The sequence below is a fragment of the Okeania sp. genome (assembly GCF_035285525.1).
In the GTDB taxonomy this organism is placed as follows: domain Bacteria; phylum Cyanobacteriota; class Cyanobacteriia; order Cyanobacteriales; family Microcoleaceae; genus Trichodesmium.
The window spans coordinates 1-18538 of record NZ_JAYKGW010000252.1 but is presented as its reverse complement, the minus strand read 5'-3'; the positions used below and the strand labels follow the sequence as shown (position 1 = coordinate 18538).

At 35.9% G+C, this 18538-nt stretch carries 12 protein-coding genes, 1 tRNA gene and 1 pseudogene; 4 read left to right on the top strand and 10 right to left on the bottom strand.

Annotation, left to right across the window (positions count from 1 at the left end; translation table 11 throughout):
• Positions 1-137: 137 nt before the first annotated feature.
• Positions 138-1436 (top strand): glutamate-1-semialdehyde 2,1-aminomutase, encoded by a 1299-nt coding sequence (gene hemL / locus VKJ25_RS23775; protein ID WP_324239131.1) that lies wholly within the window; start codon positions 138-140, stop codon positions 1434-1436.
• A 672-nt stretch (positions 1437-2108) separates the two neighbouring features.
• On the top strand, positions 2109-3350 hold the full coding sequence (locus tag VKJ25_RS23770; protein WP_324239130.1) for an HhoA/HhoB/HtrA family serine endopeptidase: 1242 nt from the start codon (positions 2109-2111) through the stop codon (positions 3348-3350).
• 492 nt (positions 3351-3842) lie between these two features.
• On the opposite strand, the gene VKJ25_RS23765 is transcribed toward VKJ25_RS23770, so the two are convergent.
• Positions 3843-5369, bottom strand: a complete 1527-nt coding sequence (locus tag VKJ25_RS23765) for a serine/threonine-protein kinase (RefSeq protein ID WP_324239129.1) — start codon at positions 5367-5369, stop codon at positions 3843-3845.
• 96 nt (positions 5370-5465) lie between these two features.
• On the opposite strand from VKJ25_RS23765, the gene VKJ25_RS23760 reads away from it, so the two are divergent.
• A tRNA-His gene (locus VKJ25_RS23760) sits at positions 5466-5538 on the top strand.
• Positions 5539-6122: 584 nt separating this feature from the next.
• Complete coding sequence (locus VKJ25_RS23755) at positions 6123-6605, top strand: DUF2656 domain-containing protein (protein ID WP_324239128.1); 483 nt, start codon at positions 6123-6125, stop codon at positions 6603-6605.
• Positions 6606-7920: 1315 nt separating this feature from the next.
• Here VKJ25_RS23755 and VKJ25_RS23750 read toward each other — a convergent pair.
• The 9 genes and pseudogenes from VKJ25_RS23750 to VKJ25_RS23710 form a co-directional block, all read right to left on the bottom strand.
• Complete coding sequence (locus tag VKJ25_RS23750) at positions 7921-8670, bottom strand: TspO/MBR family protein (RefSeq protein WP_324239127.1); 750 nt, start codon at positions 8668-8670, stop codon at positions 7921-7923.
• Between the two features lie 165 nt (positions 8671-8835).
• Positions 8836-10434, bottom strand: a complete 1599-nt coding sequence (locus tag VKJ25_RS23745; RefSeq protein WP_324239126.1) for a DUF1574 family protein — start codon at positions 10432-10434, stop codon at positions 8836-8838.
• A 202-nt stretch (positions 10435-10636) separates the two neighbouring features.
• Positions 10637-10825, bottom strand: coding sequence for a hypothetical protein (locus VKJ25_RS23740; protein ID WP_324239125.1), 189 nt, complete (start codon positions 10823-10825; stop codon positions 10637-10639).
• A gap of 31 nt (positions 10826-10856) precedes the next feature.
• Positions 10857-11513, bottom strand: a pseudogene (locus VKJ25_RS23735) (Uma2 family endonuclease); the annotation flags it as partial.
• 268 nt (positions 11514-11781) lie between these two features.
• The gene (gene urtE / locus VKJ25_RS23730) at positions 11782-12519 is read right to left on the bottom strand and encodes an urea ABC transporter ATP-binding subunit UrtE (protein ID WP_324239124.1); all 738 of its coding nucleotides are present in this window, start codon (positions 12517-12519) and stop codon (positions 11782-11784) included.
• A gap of 275 nt (positions 12520-12794) precedes the next feature.
• Entirely contained in the window at positions 12795-13538 is a 744-nt protein-coding gene (gene urtD / locus VKJ25_RS23725; RefSeq protein ID WP_324239123.1) for an urea ABC transporter ATP-binding protein UrtD, read from the bottom strand.
• 158 nt (positions 13539-13696) lie between these two features.
• Complete coding sequence (gene urtC / locus VKJ25_RS23720) at positions 13697-14857, bottom strand: urea ABC transporter permease subunit UrtC (RefSeq protein WP_324239122.1); 1161 nt, start codon at positions 14855-14857, stop codon at positions 13697-13699.
• A gap of 488 nt (positions 14858-15345) precedes the next feature.
• On the bottom strand, positions 15346-17370 hold the full coding sequence (locus tag VKJ25_RS23715; protein ID WP_324239121.1) for an exonuclease: 2025 nt from the start codon (positions 17368-17370) through the stop codon (positions 15346-15348).
• A 436-nt stretch (positions 17371-17806) separates the two neighbouring features.
• A partial coding sequence (locus VKJ25_RS23710) for a methyltransferase (protein WP_324239120.1) occupies positions 17807-18538 on the bottom strand: 732 nt, incomplete at its 5' end.

Below are 18538 nucleotides of genomic sequence, written 5' to 3'. Positions count from 1 at the left end.
GGGTTTCTTTGCGCTCAAACCTATTTATAACAAATGATAAAATTATTCAAATGTAGATATAGGCTTACTTTAATTTGGTGATAATATAAAATCTTCAAATCGAAATTGAAATAAACACAAATTTAAGGAGACTAAAATTGGTAGTTACTACACTAAATACCACTAAATCTGAGGAAATTTTTGCAGCAGCTCAAAAACTGATGCCAGGGGGAGTTAGTTCTCCAGTTAGAGCATTCAAATCTGTTGGTGGCCAACCCATCGTATTTGACAGAGTTAAGGGAGCCTACATTTGGGACGTTGATGGCAACCAATACATCGACTATGTCGGCACTTGGGGACCTGCTATCTGTGGTCATGCTCATCCAGAAGTATTAAATGCTCTGAAAGAAGTTTTGGAAAAAGGCACAAGTTTTGGCGCTCCCTGTGCTTTAGAAAATACTTTGGCGGAAATGGTGATTGATGCTGTACCAAGCATCGAAATGGTCCGCTTTGTCAACTCTGGTACAGAAGCTTGTATGGCTGTACTCCGTTTGATGCGAGCTTTTACAGGTAGAGACAAAGTAATTAAATTTGAAGGTTGTTATCATGGCCACGCTGATATGTTTTTAGTCAAAGCTGGTTCTGGTGTGGCAACCCTGGGTTTGCCAGATTCTCCTGGAGTGCCTAAGTCTGTAACTGTGAATACTTTAACTGCTCCTTACAATGATTTGGAGGCAGTTAAGCAACTATTTGTTGACAACCCTGGTGAAATATCTGGTATTATCCTAGAACCAGTTGTGGGCAATTCTGGATTTATTACTCCAGATGCAGGTTTCTTGGAAGGGTTACGGATGATTACCCAAGACAACGGTGCATTACTTGTATTTGATGAGGTAATGACTGGATTCCGTATTGCTTATGGTGGCGCTCAAGAAAAATTTAACGTTACTCCAGATTTGACAACTTTAGGCAAAATTATTGGTGGTGGTTTGCCAGTAGGAGCTTATGGCGGTCGTCAGGATATTATGGAAATGGTAGCTCCAGCAGGTCCAATGTATCAAGCTGGCACTCTGTCTGGTAATCCTCTGGCTATGACTGCTGGTATTAAAACTCTGGAATTGATACATAAACCAGGTACTTATCAACAATTAAACAAAATTACTCAGAAACTTGCTGATGGTTTATTGGCGATTGGAAAAGAAACTGGTCATGATGTTTGTGGTGGAAATATTAGTGCCATGTTTGGTATGTTTTTTCATGGAGGACCTGTTCATAATTATGATGATGCGAAAAAGTCTGATTTGACGAAATTTAGCAAGTTCCATCGAGGAATGTTGGAGCGGGGAATTTATTTGGCTCCTTCTCAGTTTGAGGCAGGGTTTACTTCTTTAGCGCATACTGAGGAAGATATTGATCGGACTTTAGCTGCAGCCAAAGAAGTGATGGCTGATCTCTAAGAGTTTCTTGATGGGTAATGAAGAATTTTTCAATTTGCGAATGCAAAAAGTAGGGAATAGGTAGGGACGTATCGCTGCGCGACATGAAACCCATGTTTGTTATGCAACGTCCGTTTTCTAAAAAAAGTGACATTTTGAACTAACGGGGTTTAGTCTTTAAAGCTTTTGCTGCTTGGGTTTGGAGACCAAACCCCTACAATTTTTTTATGGCTAGGGAATAGTGAATAGGGAATAGGTATGGAGGGTTTGGAGACCAAACCCCTACAATTTTTTTTCTTATGGGTAGGGAAATAGGTATGGAGGGTTTGGAGACCAAACCCCTACAATTTTTTTTATGGGTAGGGAATAGGGAACAGAAATAGGAAAATGAAACCGCAATACAATTAGCAAAACATCTTCAGTTATTAGTTCTCACTCAAGACAGGAGGTAGAACGATTAAAAGGATTTGGACAAACTAACTACTTTTTATAAGCATATTTCCTCCGAAGTTCTTAGGTTGGCGAACTTTCTCTCAATGTCTATAATTATTAAAAATACTTCTAAACTTTACTTATTAACTCATATAAACAGGACTTACGCAAAGGTACTGTATATAGAGTTCAAAAACTATTGCGCAATAGTTTTAAGCACTATATCTAGGGTCTCTGCGTAAGTCCTAATAAAAACAAACAATGAAAATTTCAGATCAAAAAAATTCAGCTTTACCTCCAATAGGTAGCTATGTACTTGCTATGGCCTTAAGTACAGGTTTGACTATAACTGTGATACGCACTTTCCCCAGGGTATTTCTCCCTACAGAAAGCAAACAAACTACCCAAAACAACCCTCAACCTCAGCTAGTGGTAAATACAAACACTCCTGCAATAGCAAAAGTACCTGTGAAAGCCGATAATTTTGTCGCTACTGCAGTTGAGAAAGTCGGACCTGCTGTTGTGCGTATAGATACAGAACGTACCGTAGCTCGTAATGTACCTAGTTTTTTTAATGATCCATTCTTCCGTCGCTTTTTTGGAAATGATAGTTTTCCTCAGTTTCCCAAGGAGTATCAACAACGGGGGCAAGGTTCAGGTTTTATTATTGATGGCAGTGGTATTATTTTGACAAATGCTCATGTGGTTAAAGGTGCTGATACGGTTACAGTTAAACTTAAAGATGGACGTAGCTTTGAAGGAGAAGTTAGAGGTCTTGATGAACCTTCTGACTTGGCAGTAATTAAAATTAACGGAGAAAATTTGCCTGTTGCACCTTTAGGAAGTTCTGAACAGGTAAAAGTAGGAGATTGGGCGATCGCTGTGGGAAATCCTTTGGGATTAGATAATACAGTCACTTTGGGTATTGTCAGTTCCCTAGATCGCCCCAGTTCGGCAGTTGGTATTCCTGATAAACGTCTTGATTTTATTCAAACTGATGCTGCTATTAATCCTGGTAACTCTGGAGGTCCGTTGTTAAACTCTGAGGGAGAGGTAATTGGTATTAATACAGCTATTCGTGCTGATGGGCAAGGTATAGGATTTGCTATACCTATAAATCAAGCAAAGGTGATTCAAGAAAAGTTAGTGAAAGGAGAAAGTATACCTCATCCTTACATTGGAGTCCGGATGATGACTTTGACTCCTGAAATTATTCAAAAATTCAATGAAAATCCCAATGCGTTAATACAGTTACCTGAAACTGAAGGTGTTTTAATCGCCCAGATAATTCCTAATAGCCCAGCAGCTAAAAGCGGTTTACGACGTGGAGACGTAATTACAGAAATTGATGGTAAAAAGATTACTACTGCTGAAGAATTACAGGATATAGTTCAGAAAAGTCAAATTGGTAAACCTCTACAGTTTAAGGTTAAACGTGGTACAGAAACTCAAACATTGTCTATAAGTCCTGGGGAGTTAAAAGATGCTAGTTCATCAAAATAAGGAAGAAGTAAGAAGGAAGAAGGAAAGATAAATTGACTTCCTGTAAATATAGTTGTCATAGATCAGGTGATATAGCAATCCTAAATAGGTTGTGAGATTTTATCTAACTGGGTTTGGTCTCCAAACCCCTTGGCGCTTGTGTTTGGAAACCAAACCCCTACAGTTTTTTGTCACAGATGATTTCATAAACAGGACTTACGCAAAGCGTAAGTCCTGTTTATTTCTCTTGTCAGTAGGGGCGAACGGCTGTTCGCCCCTACAATATAGACTATTCTTCCCTAATCCTGAATTATACCAATGCTACCGGATTTGATATTACCATGTACTTCATAAGGTTCTACCATAAGAAAAGAGGGAAAACTCCTAGTTTGTAGAGAGTTTAGAGACCAAATCCCTACAGGAAATGAATTCTACCGATACTACCGGATTGAATATTAATTCCTGACTCCTTTGCCAAAGAGTCGCACCGCGTGCAAAGATAGCAAATGGCTTCTATACAAAAAAACACTTATCTAACTTTTTCCCCATCACCTCTAGATGAATCCACCATTTATCACCACCTACCCAAATTCTTGAAGGTAAATGACCAACTGCTGCCCAACTTCTAAACTTAAATCCGCGATCGCGAAAATGCAAATTATAACTCAACCAACCAACCCGACTACAAAATTTTCCATAATCTTCATTCACACTTTCATAAATCTGTTTTTGCACACTAAAGCCAAATTTTCCTTGGCTATATTTTACCCAGAGGCGATCGATAGTCAGTAAATCTTCACAAGGCAAATTATCAATATCATACGGAAACAAATAACTTTTCCTCCTCTTCCTCAAAGCATCACATAAAACTCCCCAAGTTTCCCTATCTGCTTCCTGCCACTTTTGCACTGCCAACAAATACTGCAACTTCCCATACTCTACTCCCACTGCGGAAATTAACTCATTTTCGTCCAGTGTCATAATTTTTGGAACAAACCTCCCCACCAAACTCCGCACCGATGGCAACAATGGTAATTTTTGATTTACCAACCCTAAAGACTCAAGATTTTCTACAGGTTGCCTGACAATATTCGAGGGAGACTCCAACGCTGATAAAGCTTGTGCTGCTGTCTGATACCGTTGACTGACAGAATTTTGCAACAATTTATCCAATATACTGCCGAGACTTTGACTCACCCTACTCCCATTCGGCAAAAAATCTCGCCATCTCCAGCAGTCATTGATAACATCGAACATATCCCAAGGTGCAACATCTGTCAGTAAATGAATACAAGTTACACCCAAACTAAATAAGTCACTTGCTGGCAGTGCTTTACCCCTGGTTTGTTCTGGAGCCATATATTCGGGACTACCAATAATTGTACCAGTTTTTATTAAAGCAGTACCCGTTAGCAACTTCGCTACACCAAAATCAATTAATACAAGTTCTCCTATTTTTCCTAATTTTTTCAGTTGATTTTCTCCTGGTAAGTAGGGTGGTTTTTGGTAATTAATAGGTGGAAAATTTCGACGAATAATATTTTCTGGTTTAATATCTCGGTGGATAATTTGATGTTGATGAATAAACTCTAGTACTGGCAGTAACTCTCGTAAAAGTTGCCATATTTTTTCTTCGTTGAAGAGACTTTGTTGTAATTCTTGCTTTAATGTCAGACCTTGAATATATTCTTGTACTAAATACAAATTTTGATTGTATTGAAAGTGAGCTAAAAGTAGAGGAATTTGTGGATGTTTGCCCAACTGTCCTAACCGCATTACCTCCCGTCGAAATAATCTAGCTGTTGTTTGATAGTTTTCGGGGTCAAGAGTGGGAAATGATATTTGCTTAAGAATGCACGGGAGCTTCAGAGGATGTTGTTCATCTACAGCCAAAAATGTTTGGCCAAAGCTTCCCTGACCAACTTTTTTCAGAATACGATATTGTCCCTGAAGAATTAGGGGAGAGTGACAATAATGGCAATAGGTTGCAGTGTCTGGGTTTTCGGGGTTGGTACATTGAGGATTAATGCAATAACTCATTGAGTAATTTGCTTTAGATTTTAGATTTTTAGGAAAGGGGTTGACAAATATAATTTAGTAGTGCTATATTAACAAACTGTAAGAAAAATTCTTACGGCGAGCGTCGCCAAGTGGTTAAGGCAGTGGTTTGTGGTTCCACCATTCGTGGGTTCGAGTCCCATCGTTCGCCCTTTTATAGTTTATGTATATGTCAATAGGTTTATTGATATGTATATAACCAAGTTTAACAAAATTTAGTATAACAAAAAGGGTGGGAGTCTCATCGTTAGCCCTTTTTTATTTATACAGCGGATTCCAGTTGGCGTGAGGTACACCCCCATACTGGCTTTCCGCACTGCACTAAAAACATTTGGGGTTTGCGCTTCTTCAGTCTTTTTTAAGGGTAGGGACGTTTTGCTGCGCAACATGTTTGCGGAGCATTCCGGAACGGAAAACGCATTTTTGCTGATGCAACGTCCTTACGGGAGCGCTTGAGTAGGGGAGTAGAGGAGCAAGAAAGTAATTTTTTTGCCCAACGATATGCTGAAAATTGTAACTTGAGGAGCATGGTTGAGCTGAAAAGCAGGTACTGTTTCGATACCTAAAAATGCTAAAAGATCTATTCTGTAAAAGCTTTTAGATTTCCATACGCAAGCCCCATTTAATTCCGAATATCTGTACTTCATATACCTGGCATCTACTCTATTATCGTCTGGTAGTATTTAAGGTTATGATTTAACATTTATTACCCGAAGGATAAATAAAAATAAAAAAATGACTGAATCTAAAACTAGACGAATGTTACTTTCTCACAATTTTGAACTTTCAGAAAATACATTCCCTGAATTAAATCGAGCTGAATTTGCTCAAGTATTTATTGATGGTTTAAGCAAATATCCACAGCTAAAATGTCGCCAATTAAATCATCCTCATTGGATGGTAGAAATATTATTTGAAACTGAAGTTTTTTCTCCACCTCAAGTTGGTGAAAAATGCGCTGAAGCATTAAGAGAAAAACGGATAACTCAAAAAAATGATAAAGATTTAATTGTTGATGTATTGATTTTAGGAGGTTTGAAAAAAACTCCTCCATTAAGTGATTCTCCTGATACTCTCCAACCAGGAGAATGGGGTGTTGATGTTGTCGAAACTCATTCAGCAGAAACTTTTCTTGATAGTCTTCAGTGGGATGAAAAAACCAGTGGGAAAACTATTGAAAATATTTTCAAAGTAGAAATGAAAAATATTCTTGCTTAATTTACTGCTTTTGCCCTTGTTATGAACAGGAATTAGGCAAAATTGGTAGGGTGGGTAACGCTAGCGTTACCCACCCTACTGGACTGTTTCATCTAAAAATGTGCATTAGGAAGATACCGTAGGGGCGGGTTTCACTGTAGGGATGTTGCATGCAACGTCCCTACAACGACTTTTGTCTAGAAATTAGACAAATCCGCCCCCAGTGATATAAGCAACCGTCTCATATAGAATCCGGTTGAGTAGTTATTGTATAGTAGGGAGACGCGCAGACACGGAGATAGAAGTGTAGAGGGAATTATGAACATATACTAATAACCGGATTGTATATCAGGGGCGGGTTTGTATAAATCTTAGAGTAGTATAAAAATTTCTGCATAAACCCGCCTCTACCCCATGCATCATTTTAGATGAAACAATGCACTACATGCTCTACATGCTGCGCGACATAAATGCGCAGCAAAAATTTCCACTCCCTTCCAGTCGCAATGACTTAGCTCTAGTAATTATCTGGATTTTATATGAGAGCTTTTTTTGGAATTATACATTATTCTGATTATCTTTTCCAAAACGGACTTTCTGTTGCTGAAAATGTTACACGACCAAAATCTTGGGGTGCATGAAATTGAGGTTTAGGAGTTTGACTCGGAGACCATTGACTATATTGTAAATTTGTTTGACCACCAAGACGGTTAAGATTGAGATGCCAAATTTCTTTTGGTTTTGGTGGTATATTTTTAGCGACCTGAGCAAAATTGTCAAAAGGAATAGCTGCTTCTAATATCCAATATTTATCTGTATCACTGTCCTTCTTCAGAGTCCCGACAATTGAAGTCGCAATTTTGATACCTTCACCATTCCATTCTTTAGTCTTTCGCTCCTCTCCACTTTGCCTATGAAATTGATCTAAAAATGCTCCTTGTACGTTCTTATCTAGAAATTAAAACCCGCCCCCAATGATTTTAGCTACATTCTTAGGGGCGGGTTTGTATAAATCAGGACTTACGCAAAGGCACTATATATAGCGTCTTGGTGTGTTACGAGATACGCTTTACATGTCGCGTAGCGTTTCGGCGCTTGAGCCGACATATAAAGCGGAGCTTTGCGGAACGCAAAATACACCCTACCAGTAAGGTTCATGGCTTTAGTCCTATAAATCTTAGAATCAGCATGAAAATTCTGGAAAAAAACCGCCCCTACGCCATGCACTATTTTAGGTGAAACAGTTCAGTAGGATGTCTTATGTTTCCTATTCCCTAGCGCTATAACTGATTAAAAGGGGAAGCTTTTAATCAAGATTGTTGAATTATTCATTATTTTAGTTATCTGTTAATTTTAGTGGATATAATGGTTCTTTACCATTCAATTGCCAAATCCTAATTACTAATACAACAGCTACAGTTAACCATACACAAGAAGGTGCTAAAATTATTCCAGCTATAGGATTAATTTGCCAGTAAAATATCGTAACTATTAAAGCAGATAACCAAGGACCGAAAATAACAACAGGAACAGCAGCACCTAATCTACGTTCTACAGTAAAAATAGTATTCCAAGTATCTCCTACGGCAAGATGTATGGCAAAAGCAATTAAAGGAAATACTAAAAATTGTTGATTCATCTGCTGCCAAATTAATAGAGAAGAGATAACTCGTAAAACTGCTATTGTCATCCAAACTATGGGAAAAGCTAAAGGTGGTGGTGCCCATTTTGGTCTGACAATACTATTATAAGTTTTGGTAGTACGGGTATTGTCTAAGGTCGAAAAAATTCGGGAACGAATACTCAATAATGCGAAAAATAGTCCGGCAAATACTGTGCTTAACCAATTGGGAAAAGAGGAGTAATTATTAACTAAAATTACTAATTTTTCCATTCCCCAGAAAGCGAGAATAATTATTCCTATTTGCAGGATAGTTCCTAATTTATAAATTGCCAGAGCTTGTAAATCTAGCTGTTTAGTTGCAACTATTTCTCTGTTTAAAAATTGATTTGTATCTTCAGTTTTTACCCCTATTACTGTATTGACAATCTGTTCAATTTTTCCACTATCATCTGATTGAGTCATAATTATAGCAGTCCTATTTTATTTATGTATAAAAATCTTACTACTTTTAGGGAACACTTAACTGGGAAAAGGTAAGAGTTACAGTTCCCGAGAAATCAGTTTTTTTATCTACTTTATTATCTATTGCCTGTTTCCTATTGTCTAGCGCCATACCTGATAACTGAATCACCGTGGCCAAGGAATGGAATCACGAGCAGCAATATAACGAGATACAGCGTCAGCACCATAACGGTTTATATGACTAGGATCAAAAAAGTATTGGTTTCGGGCGAGTTCAGGTTGATATAAATTTATATTCAGGAATATAAAGCCTTTTTCCCTCGCTTGACGTTGCATCCAGGGTTCAAATTCTTGTTCAGCAGACCAACGTAGAGAGTCTAAGTAACTATCAGATAGAGGTAAATTAACAAAAACTAAGGGAATATTTCGAGATTTGGTAAAATTCACAACTGCATTGAAAGCGGTTGCTTGAATACCTCCAAGATAAAAATTAGCATAGTCACCATCGTAAAGACCTGCAACATAAGGTCGTTGTTGATAATAGGAAGCAGGATTAAATATTCCATCCATTGGCAGGAAACCATTAGCTTCGATATTATTCTCAATATTGGCGATCGCTACTTCTTCTACAAGTTGAGTTGAGTATTGAGGATATGAAGTTGAATTTGCAAAAGTTTGCTTATAGGAATATTTTGTATTGTTAGTTGGTTTAATATTGCTATAGTCAACCTTCATTTTCTTCTCCACCGATGTCTCCCAGGTAAAATCCAGATTGGGTGCAAATACATTATAATTATAAGGTTGAGGAAACTGATAACAGACAGAGGCAAAATTAGATTGAGCGCGAGGTAACTGGGGGCGAACACCGGAAAGTAGTAGTCTTTTTCCTTCAGAAGCAACAATAGAATTATAAGTTCGATCAGCTCTCCCACTATTAAAAGCTCGCACTCCATCTGCCCAAATAATTAATTTTGGCAGTTGCTCATAGCTCAAAAGTTGTCGCAGTTGAAAGTCAACTACTTGAGCAGTAGCGCCATTGATACCAAAATTAAACATATTTAACCGAGGATAACCTTTCGCTATTAAATATTGTTGTAGTTTTTGGGGGTCAACTCCAGATATAGCACGGGAACTTCCCACAATCAGAACGTCTGGTACACCGACAATGGCAACGTAAGACAGATAAAGTTTTAACTGAGCATCCAGAATATCATTATTGAAAGAAACTGGATTAAACTGAGAGGAAGCAGATGCAGCTTTTTGTTGAGCATAAGCTAAATTTTTCATATACTCAGCCACTTTTCTCTCAGCAAAAGTACGTCTAGGGTTCTCTGGTGGTACTGCTTGCATCCAAGCTACTGCCTGTACCCACTGTTGTGCTACTTGATCCCAATCTTGTTTAGTTTTAGCAGATTGAGTTAAGTTTGCTGCTGTGGTGGCAAACCTCACTGCTTGACTAAAAGGATCGATAGAAGCACATTGAGTAGAGTTAGAATTTTGAGAAATGAGAAAAATTTGGGAGTTATTTTCTTTGCTTGGAGTTAAACTACAATTCTTATTTGAGATAGAATTTGTTTCTAAGGTGGAAGGTATTTTACTTTGAGATTTTTGAATTGGTATACATCCAATAGTTAAGGTGAGCAAAGTTACGGTTACTGTAAAACGTTGAAGCAACTTAGAATACCATTTACTACTGTTAATTTGATTTTCTTTTTGTTGCCACATAGGTTGAGATATGACATTGAATAAATGGATTTTAGTCACCAAGACTCTCCTCCAAATCTTATATATTATTATTTTTAGTAGATTATAGTCTCTTTTGCTGCAGAATAGGGAGTAGGGAGTAGGAAGTAGGGAGTAGGGAGTAGGGGATTGGCATACCTTAAATCATCCAACAGTAGGGGCGGGTTTGATAAGAAATGTTTATGCTTACCCTAAGATTTAGATACAGCAGTCAAAGCAAAGGTTAGGACAGTTCAAAAGCTGAAAACTCAGACAACGCCAGATTCTTTCTTCTTTCTTCTTTCTTCTTTCTTCTTTCTTCTTTCTTCTTCCTTCTTTCTTCTTCCTTCTTCCTTCTTCCTTCTTCCTTCTTCCTTCTTCCTTCTGCTATAAACCCGCCCTCATGCACAAAATTAGATATGTCAAAAGTCAAAATTCATAAGTCAGAAGTTAAAGTTGATGACTCAAGATTTATTACTCAGTTTTTCTGGAAAAGTCTGATGTTCTGGAGAAGCTAACCCAGTTTGTAGAGTTTTGAGAACTTCTGCCATATCTCCTGCTAAAAGTGCCGAGACGGATAACCATAATCCTGGAAATATTCGACTTTGAATTATGTCATTATTGGCAGTTAGTGTGGTACAATCTCCGCCCTCTAGTACAAACCAGTCAAACTTATTATCAATCACTTGCCAGACAATATATTCTTTGACCCCATTCCGGCGATAAGCTCTTTTTTTCTCATTCAAATCAATAGTTGTGGTACTAGCTGCTATTTCGACTACAAGTTCGGGCGCTCCCTCAATATACCCATCATCCCTCAGACGAGACTGCCCCCCCCAAATTGACTATCTATAAATTAAGCCTACATCTGGTTGAGGTTCATTGTCCAGGTCTAGTCTGACAGTAGGATTATCTCCCAGTCTGACCCCAGAAGTGGCAATTTTGTAATTTCCTAACCAAATTATTATATTAGCATGAGGTTCGGCATGGGGTTCAAATCTCAATGGTGAGGCCATATAAACTTTTCCTTCAATAAGTTGGACTTTTTTTAGATGTGGCATTGCGTTGTAGCGTCGCTCAAATTCTAAGGAGGTAAGGTTATCTCCATTTTCTAGGGGGGGGGAATAGAAATTGTCTTTTTTTCTCTAGGTAAAATAATCGTCATTTTTTTCCTCCTAGTCATTATTGAAATCTTAAATGATTTGCGAAAAAAACTGTAGGGGTTTGGAGACCAAACCCCTGCGATAAATATTACACCATATTTATAATTGCTATATTTATAATATTGAGCTAATACATAAACTTGATTTTTTGAGTTAGGAAATATCTGAATTTTTGCATGGAGGTAAAATCAAATAAAAAGCAGGATTTTTTTCTACTTCGCACTCCCTAAACGGCTAAGAATTTTTGAATTATTTCTTGAGTTAGATCTGTGGTATTTCCTGATGCCACAATTCCTCCTTTTTGCATGGCATAATATCGGTCTGCTTTCCGTACAAAATGAAGATGTTGTTCGACTAAAAGCACAGAAATACTTCTACTTTCAATAATATTTCTAACTGCAGTTTCTATCTCTAAAATAATCGAAGGTTGAATCCCTTCCGTTGGTTCATCTAATAAAAGTAAGTTTGGTTTACCCATCAAAGCACGAGCGATCGCTAGTTGTTGTTGTTGACCTCCGCTTAAGTTTCCTCCCATTCTAAATAACATTGTTTTTAGAACTGGAAATAACTCGAAGATTTCTTCAGGTATTTCCCTATTTTCTCCACCTTCTTTTCTGGCTTCTAAACCCAGCAATAAATTTTCTTTTACTGTCAATCTGGGGATAATTTCTCTACCTTGGGGAACATAACCGATACCTAAACGAGCCCGTTGGTCTGTTGTCAGATTAAAGATGGGTTTATCCCATAAATTAATTGTTCCTTTCCGTGGTTTTAGTAATCCCATTATTGTTTTTAATAATGTGGTTTTACCGACTCCATTTCTACCAATTAAACATACCATTTCGCCTCGTTTTACACTTAAATCGACATCCCTGAGAATATGACTTTCTCCATAAAATACATCTAGATTAGATATTTGTAGAGTGTTATGATTAATTTGATTCTTATCAGTTTGATTTTGCATATTAAAATTCATAGTTATTATAATAAGGATTAGGGAGAAAAAGGAAATATTTACTAATCCAGAAACCCGGCTTCTTCCCGTAAATGGAAGTTGGTAAATATTAAAAAAAAATCTTCAATTATTAATTATTAATTATTCACTGATTAGTTATCTTAGGAGATAGAGAAAACAGTACAAGACAAACCTTAACTATAACTAATTCTGGGAAATATATCAATTGATTTTTCCCCTTTTTTTAAAAATTTACTCCTTCTTCCTTCCTCCTTCTTCCTTATTTAATCACTGATTCCTAAATAAACTTCTATAACTCTAGGGTCATTTTGCACCTCATCCATAGTTCCTTCACAAAGTACAGAACCCTGATGTAAAACAGTTACTTTTTTAGCGATTTGACGAACAAATTCCATGTCATGTTCAATCACAATAACTGAATGACTAGCAGCTAAATTTAATAGAATAGAACCAATATTTTCTGTTTCTTCATCAGTTAAACCAGCTACAGGTTCATCTATTAACAATAAGTCTGGAGATTGAGCAACTAACATTCCTATTTCTAAACGTTGTTTTTCACCATGAGATAAAAAAGCAGCTTTAATATTTGCTTTTCCAATTAAACCTATAATTTCCAATAAACCAGCGACACTTCTAACTTCTGCTACAGGAACTTTGCGAAATAAAGTAGGAATTATTCCTTTATGGCGATTAATAATTAAATCTAAATTTTCTCTAACAGTTAGATTCAGATATACTCTCGGTGTTTGAAATTTACGCCCAATCCCGATAGAAGCGATTTTATTTTCGGGCATTTTAGTTAAACTTTTACCTTTAAATAAAACTTTTCCGGTTGTTGGTTGAACTTTCCCAGTAATAACATCTAAAAAAGTAGTTTTTCCAGCTCCATTAGGACCAATAATTACTCGTAATTCACCAATATCCATCGAAAAATTGAGGTTATTCAAAGCTTTAAAATCATCAAAGCTCACCGTTAAGTTTTGAATTTCTAAAATTTTTTCTACCAATTGTTTTTTACCTCATCTGAACCTAATTTGTAACCGTTCAGCTATTAGATATCAGCTTTTACTCCTGAATGTTAGGCAAACAGCAAAAAACCTAGATTTTTTGTAATATTTAACTTTAGCTGAACAAAACAAATAGCTGATAGCTGACTGCTGAATCCTTACCTAAATCCTTTCCCTAATTTTGACTTTTCTATTTTTTCTTTTTCTAGCTGAAATTCTGGATTTTTCTCTATATGAGGATAAGTCATAAGTGGATAAGAAAGACCAAGAATAGATTGCAATTTCACCCAACCATATTCTTGCCACCAACCAACAATTCCATTAGGCAATACTGTCACAACTAATAAGAATAATGCTCCTTGAAAGAATAACCAAATTTCCGGAAATTGTTCACTCAAAAAAGTACGTCCGAAATTAACTAATAATGTAGCAATAATTGCCCCAATTAAAGTTCCTCTTCCTCCTACAGCTACCCAAATAACCATTTCAATTGAAAAAGCTACTTCCATATAACTCGGAGTCACAATTCCACTTTGAACTCCATATAATGCTCCAGAAATTCCAGCGATCGCTCCAGAAATAGCAAATACTAAAACTTTAAATTCGGTGGGATTATATCCAGAAAATCTTACCCTCGTTTCATCGTCTCTAATGGCAATTAATAAACGACCAAATCTGCCACTGGTTAACCAACGACAAATTAAATAAGTTGCTAGAAGACTAACAATTGTTACTTCATAAAATATTAATTGTGCTGGTTCTGAACCTGCTAAAATACCGAAAATTTCTTCTGTATCTGTTTTTAAACCATTTGTACCATTAATTAATTTTTGTTGACCGTTGAAGAAGTTAAAAAATACCAGTAAAGCTGCTTGAGTAAGGATAGAAAAGTAAACTCCTTTAATCCGATTTTTAAATACCAAATAACCGAGAATTGCTGCAGTTATACCTGGAATAATTATAATTGCTAAAATTGTCACCGGAAATGAATGAAAAGGTTGCCAAAATAGAGGTAGTTTTTCCACACCATAAAGAGTAAAAAATTCTGGTAATTGACCTGCTGGCAATTGGAGTTTGAGGTGCATAGCAAAAGCATAACCTCCTAGGGCAAAAAATATCCCATGCCCTAAACTTAATAAACCAGTATAACCCCAGATTAAATCTATACCTAAAGCCACAATTGCTAAAGATAGAAAACGCCCTAATAGTTTTAGTCTAAACCCTGGTAAAACTAATGGCATAATAATAGCAAAAATTAAAGTTATTGCTGCTATGATGCTGATTTGAGTTAATAACTTATTATGTTTATTTTTAATCATAAAATTAGGAAATAGTAGACTTACACACCGAAAATAAATGGTACAATCGCAAATCGGCGCTTCCATAGAATCCGATTGAACTCTTGTCCCTATCGACTAAGCGGAAGCAATCTCAGGGGTGGACGGAGATTGTTTCCTTCCACGGAGTTCCAGTGGCAATGACTTGGATAATAATTATCCGGATTCTACATTAGATAACTTTCTCTGACCACAACGGCAAATCTAATGCACTATTCTAGATGAAACAGTCCATTAGATTTGTCAGGCAAAAGTTACTATGAGACTAACATAGCTAATTTAGTACAAAACTCGTAATAGACTGTTTCCTCTTATACAAAATCTCAACAAATCTTTCCAACTTAGAGAAGGTTCTAAATTGCTGATCAGAAACGAATGGCCATTGAATAAAGGCTCCAGGGTGGTCATTCATTACTAAATAAAATTTTGTACCTCACTAACTCGGAAATTGCTGTAAATTATTACAAGGATTAAGTCTGAATATTTCCTATAATCTTATGAGCTGTTTTTAATAACGAATGATGTGAATATCTTGTTAAAACAACTGATAAAGCTTCATCTAATTTCACCTCTAAATCTTGATTTTGAATATCTACAATCATTTGATAAACCAATTCAAAAACAATTCGCTCATCTTTTTTCAAAACCATATATTCTGCATTACTAAACTGTTTAAATTTATCTAATACTGCCAAACTTTTTTCACCACTAACTTGATAAATTCTATCATCTCGATATATATAAAAGTTGAGATGAGAATTTTTTACCACTAATTCATTCCAGTTATTCATCCGCGCACAAAAAGCGTTTCCTGAATCGTATAAAAAACTGATAGCATAACCGATATCTCCTATCTGGATAACTAAATGATCGGGAATTTTTTTCTGATTATCTAACCCCAAGGAATCTAACTGAATATCTGGTTTAATTGTTTTCAAAGATGCAAATATTTTCTCTAATTTTCCTCGGTCATCACTACTGGTAATAACTTGAGATTCATGATAGTTTTCTTCTAGTTCAGAATATTGCTGATTTAGATAATCAGTAATCATTTGATCACCATTACTTTGAGTAGAATTATCAACAATAGAAGTTTCACCATTTTGCTCAACTTTTGTTTCTAAATTAGAGGCAATATTAGATTCAATATCCAGTTTTTCCGCAATTTTGAGAACAACTTCTTTAATTTGTTTAATCTCGGAACTTAAACTTTGTAAATGGGAATTAGATTGTGAATTTATTGTATTGCTTGTTTCTAAATTCAGATATTCAGGTAAGGGGATGCTATGAATTTTATAATTATAGAAATCAGATGCAGAATTAATAATTCCCCGGACAGAATTTCTATTTAAAATAATCTGAATTTCTTCAGGAGTAAAAATTTGTTCTATCGAAATATTAATAGACTTTAATTTTTCATTCAGAATTGCTTTCAATTGTTCTTCAGATGGTTTTTCTAAAAATACTTGACATTGAGAAATTCTATCTATAATAGAATCATCAAACTCCTCTTGCAACTGTTCCCAGCGATCAGGAAATAAATTGAAAATAATCAAACTATTTGGCACATGGGTAAAAATTTCTTTGATAGCTTCTCCAAAACTGTACAAAAGATTTTGATTGTATTCCCTGCCCAAACCTTCTAACTGATCAAATACAATAATTAAAGGTTCATCTAAAAGTGATAAATACCCAAATATCTTTAATGCTTCTAGAGATACTTCTTCTTGATTTATACTTTGACTCCAGGATGATATTCTAACTTTATCCAAGTATTTGGCAGGTACTTCATTCATTGCCAACCATTCTCTAATAATGCAACGATAATCTATAGATTTATATCCACAAAACTTGATAATTCCCTTTAATATTTCTGGTCCATACCCTGCCCTTGAATAATTTGTCACCCACCACAAATAAACTCGATTTTCTATATGCTCCCAAAGTTCTCTTCTAGCTTTAGTATCTGATGACAAATAAGTTAGTAATTTTAGATAGTTTCCATTCTCGACTTCTGTCAATATCTCCCTATCTTTTTTGCTAGTTTTTTTAACATATAGGTGAGGATTTTCCACAATAATTTCTTGAAAAATATTGGCGCAACTATTAGCAATTAAATATTCTAGTTGAGTGTAATTAATTTTTGGTATACTCTTAATTAAAGATTCAAGTATCCGACTATAAATATGATAAATAACAGCATCAGGATTATTAGGTTGACGAATAAATAATACTCGATTAGTTCTTAGTCTACTATTTGCTAATCGCATCATCAGGTGAGTTTTACCAAATCCAGGTTTTCCGACAACTACAACTCCTTTACTTTGATGATTTATATCTTGCTTAATATCTTTAAGAGTAGATTGTATCCGATGAAATTCTTTACTAAAAACATTATCTGCATCGTTATGTGTTTGAAAAGGATGATCGACTCGACTACTTCCATAAGGATTTTTTCTCTTTTGCAGTTGAGCTTGAAGTTGTAAATCTATCATAGTTTTAATACTTAATATAGTATTTCCCAGTAAGCGTGAGGTACAGTTTTGGATATCCCCCTAACTACCCTTGAAAAGGGGGGAACTAGAAGTTTCCCTTAAAAAGAGGGATTTAGCGGTATCATTCTAAAAGTCTCCCTTAAAAAGGGGGATTTAGGGGGATCATTGAGCTACCCCATCAGATTAAAAACTGCTATATAATTGAAATTTATACAATACTATAGCAATCCTATTTTAATAATTACAGGACTTCCGCAAAGGTACTATATATAGCGTATCAGTCTCTTATACTGACGGTAACACACTCTACTAATAGCGTTTCGTAAGTCCTGAATTAATAATTACCTCTTATTAGAAAGAAGAGGATTGACTAAAAAGAATTTTTTTTCCTTAAGCGTCAATCCTCTGTCTAAAAGGGAGAAATAATTATCAATTATTAATTATGCATATTTTTTTTCACAGAAAGCAACAAACCATGTCCGCTATCTTCCCCTGAATACCACAGTAACTTGAGAGTAGTCAAATCAAAATGTGCTGCTAACTTTGCCATCACTTCCAGATACAGTGGAAACTGATCATTAAACACTCGATAGAAAAATACCATTTCTCCCCCAGGTACTAATACCTTCCCGATTTGCTCAATCGCCCGAAACACTAGATCGTCATTTCGCAATATTCCTATTTCATAAGAATCTGCTTCCATTTTATGATCAACAGAACGACTAGGAAAAGGCATAATCACTAAATCATAAGATTCCTCTGTTTCTCCTGCACACAAATCTTGTACCTTGACTTCATCTTGTTCTCGAAATAGAGGATGACTTTTGATCGGCATAATATTGGGATGCAAGTCAGAAAAAATTACTTTAGTGCTTTCTTGAAGAATGCAGCACAAGCCAATAACTCCACAACCAGTTCCCAAGTCAAGTACCCTTTTTTCTTTGGTATCAATTATTTGATTTAAAACACCGCTTATAAAAGCTTGAGCAGCTATACCACCATAGGGGTTAAAAACTCCTGTGGGAACCAAAACATCAAAAATTGGTTGCTCTTTAAATAAGATAGTAATTTCTCGGTCTTTTGATGAAAGTTCCTGGTGAAATTTTAGATAATCTTTGCGGTCATATTTCAGTTTTTCTCCATCTTTGAGAATAATTTTAATATCTTC

Coding starts and splice junctions, on each gene's coding strand:
- VKJ25_RS23770 (WP_324239130.1), top strand. CDS start 2,109: ATGAAAATTTCAGATCAAAAAAATTCAGCTTTACCTCCAATAGGTAGC.
- VKJ25_RS23765 (WP_324239129.1), bottom strand. CDS start 5,369: ATGAGTTATTGCATTAATCCTCAATGTACCAACCCCGAAAACCCAGAC.
- VKJ25_RS23755 (WP_324239128.1), top strand. CDS start 6,123: ATGACTGAATCTAAAACTAGACGAATGTTACTTTCTCACAATTTTGAA.
- VKJ25_RS23750 (WP_324239127.1), bottom strand. CDS start 8,670: ATGACTCAATCAGATGATAGTGGAAAAATTGAACAGATTGTCAATACA.
- urtE (WP_324239124.1), bottom strand. CDS start 12,519: ATGCAAAATCAAACTGATAAGAATCAAATTAATCATAACACTCTACAA.
- urtC (WP_324239122.1), bottom strand. CDS start 14,857: ATGATTAAAAATAAACATAATAAGTTATTAACTCAAATCAGCATCATA.
- VKJ25_RS23715 (WP_324239121.1), bottom strand. CDS start 17,370: ATGATAGATTTACAACTTCAAGCTCAACTGCAAAAGAGAAAAAATCCT.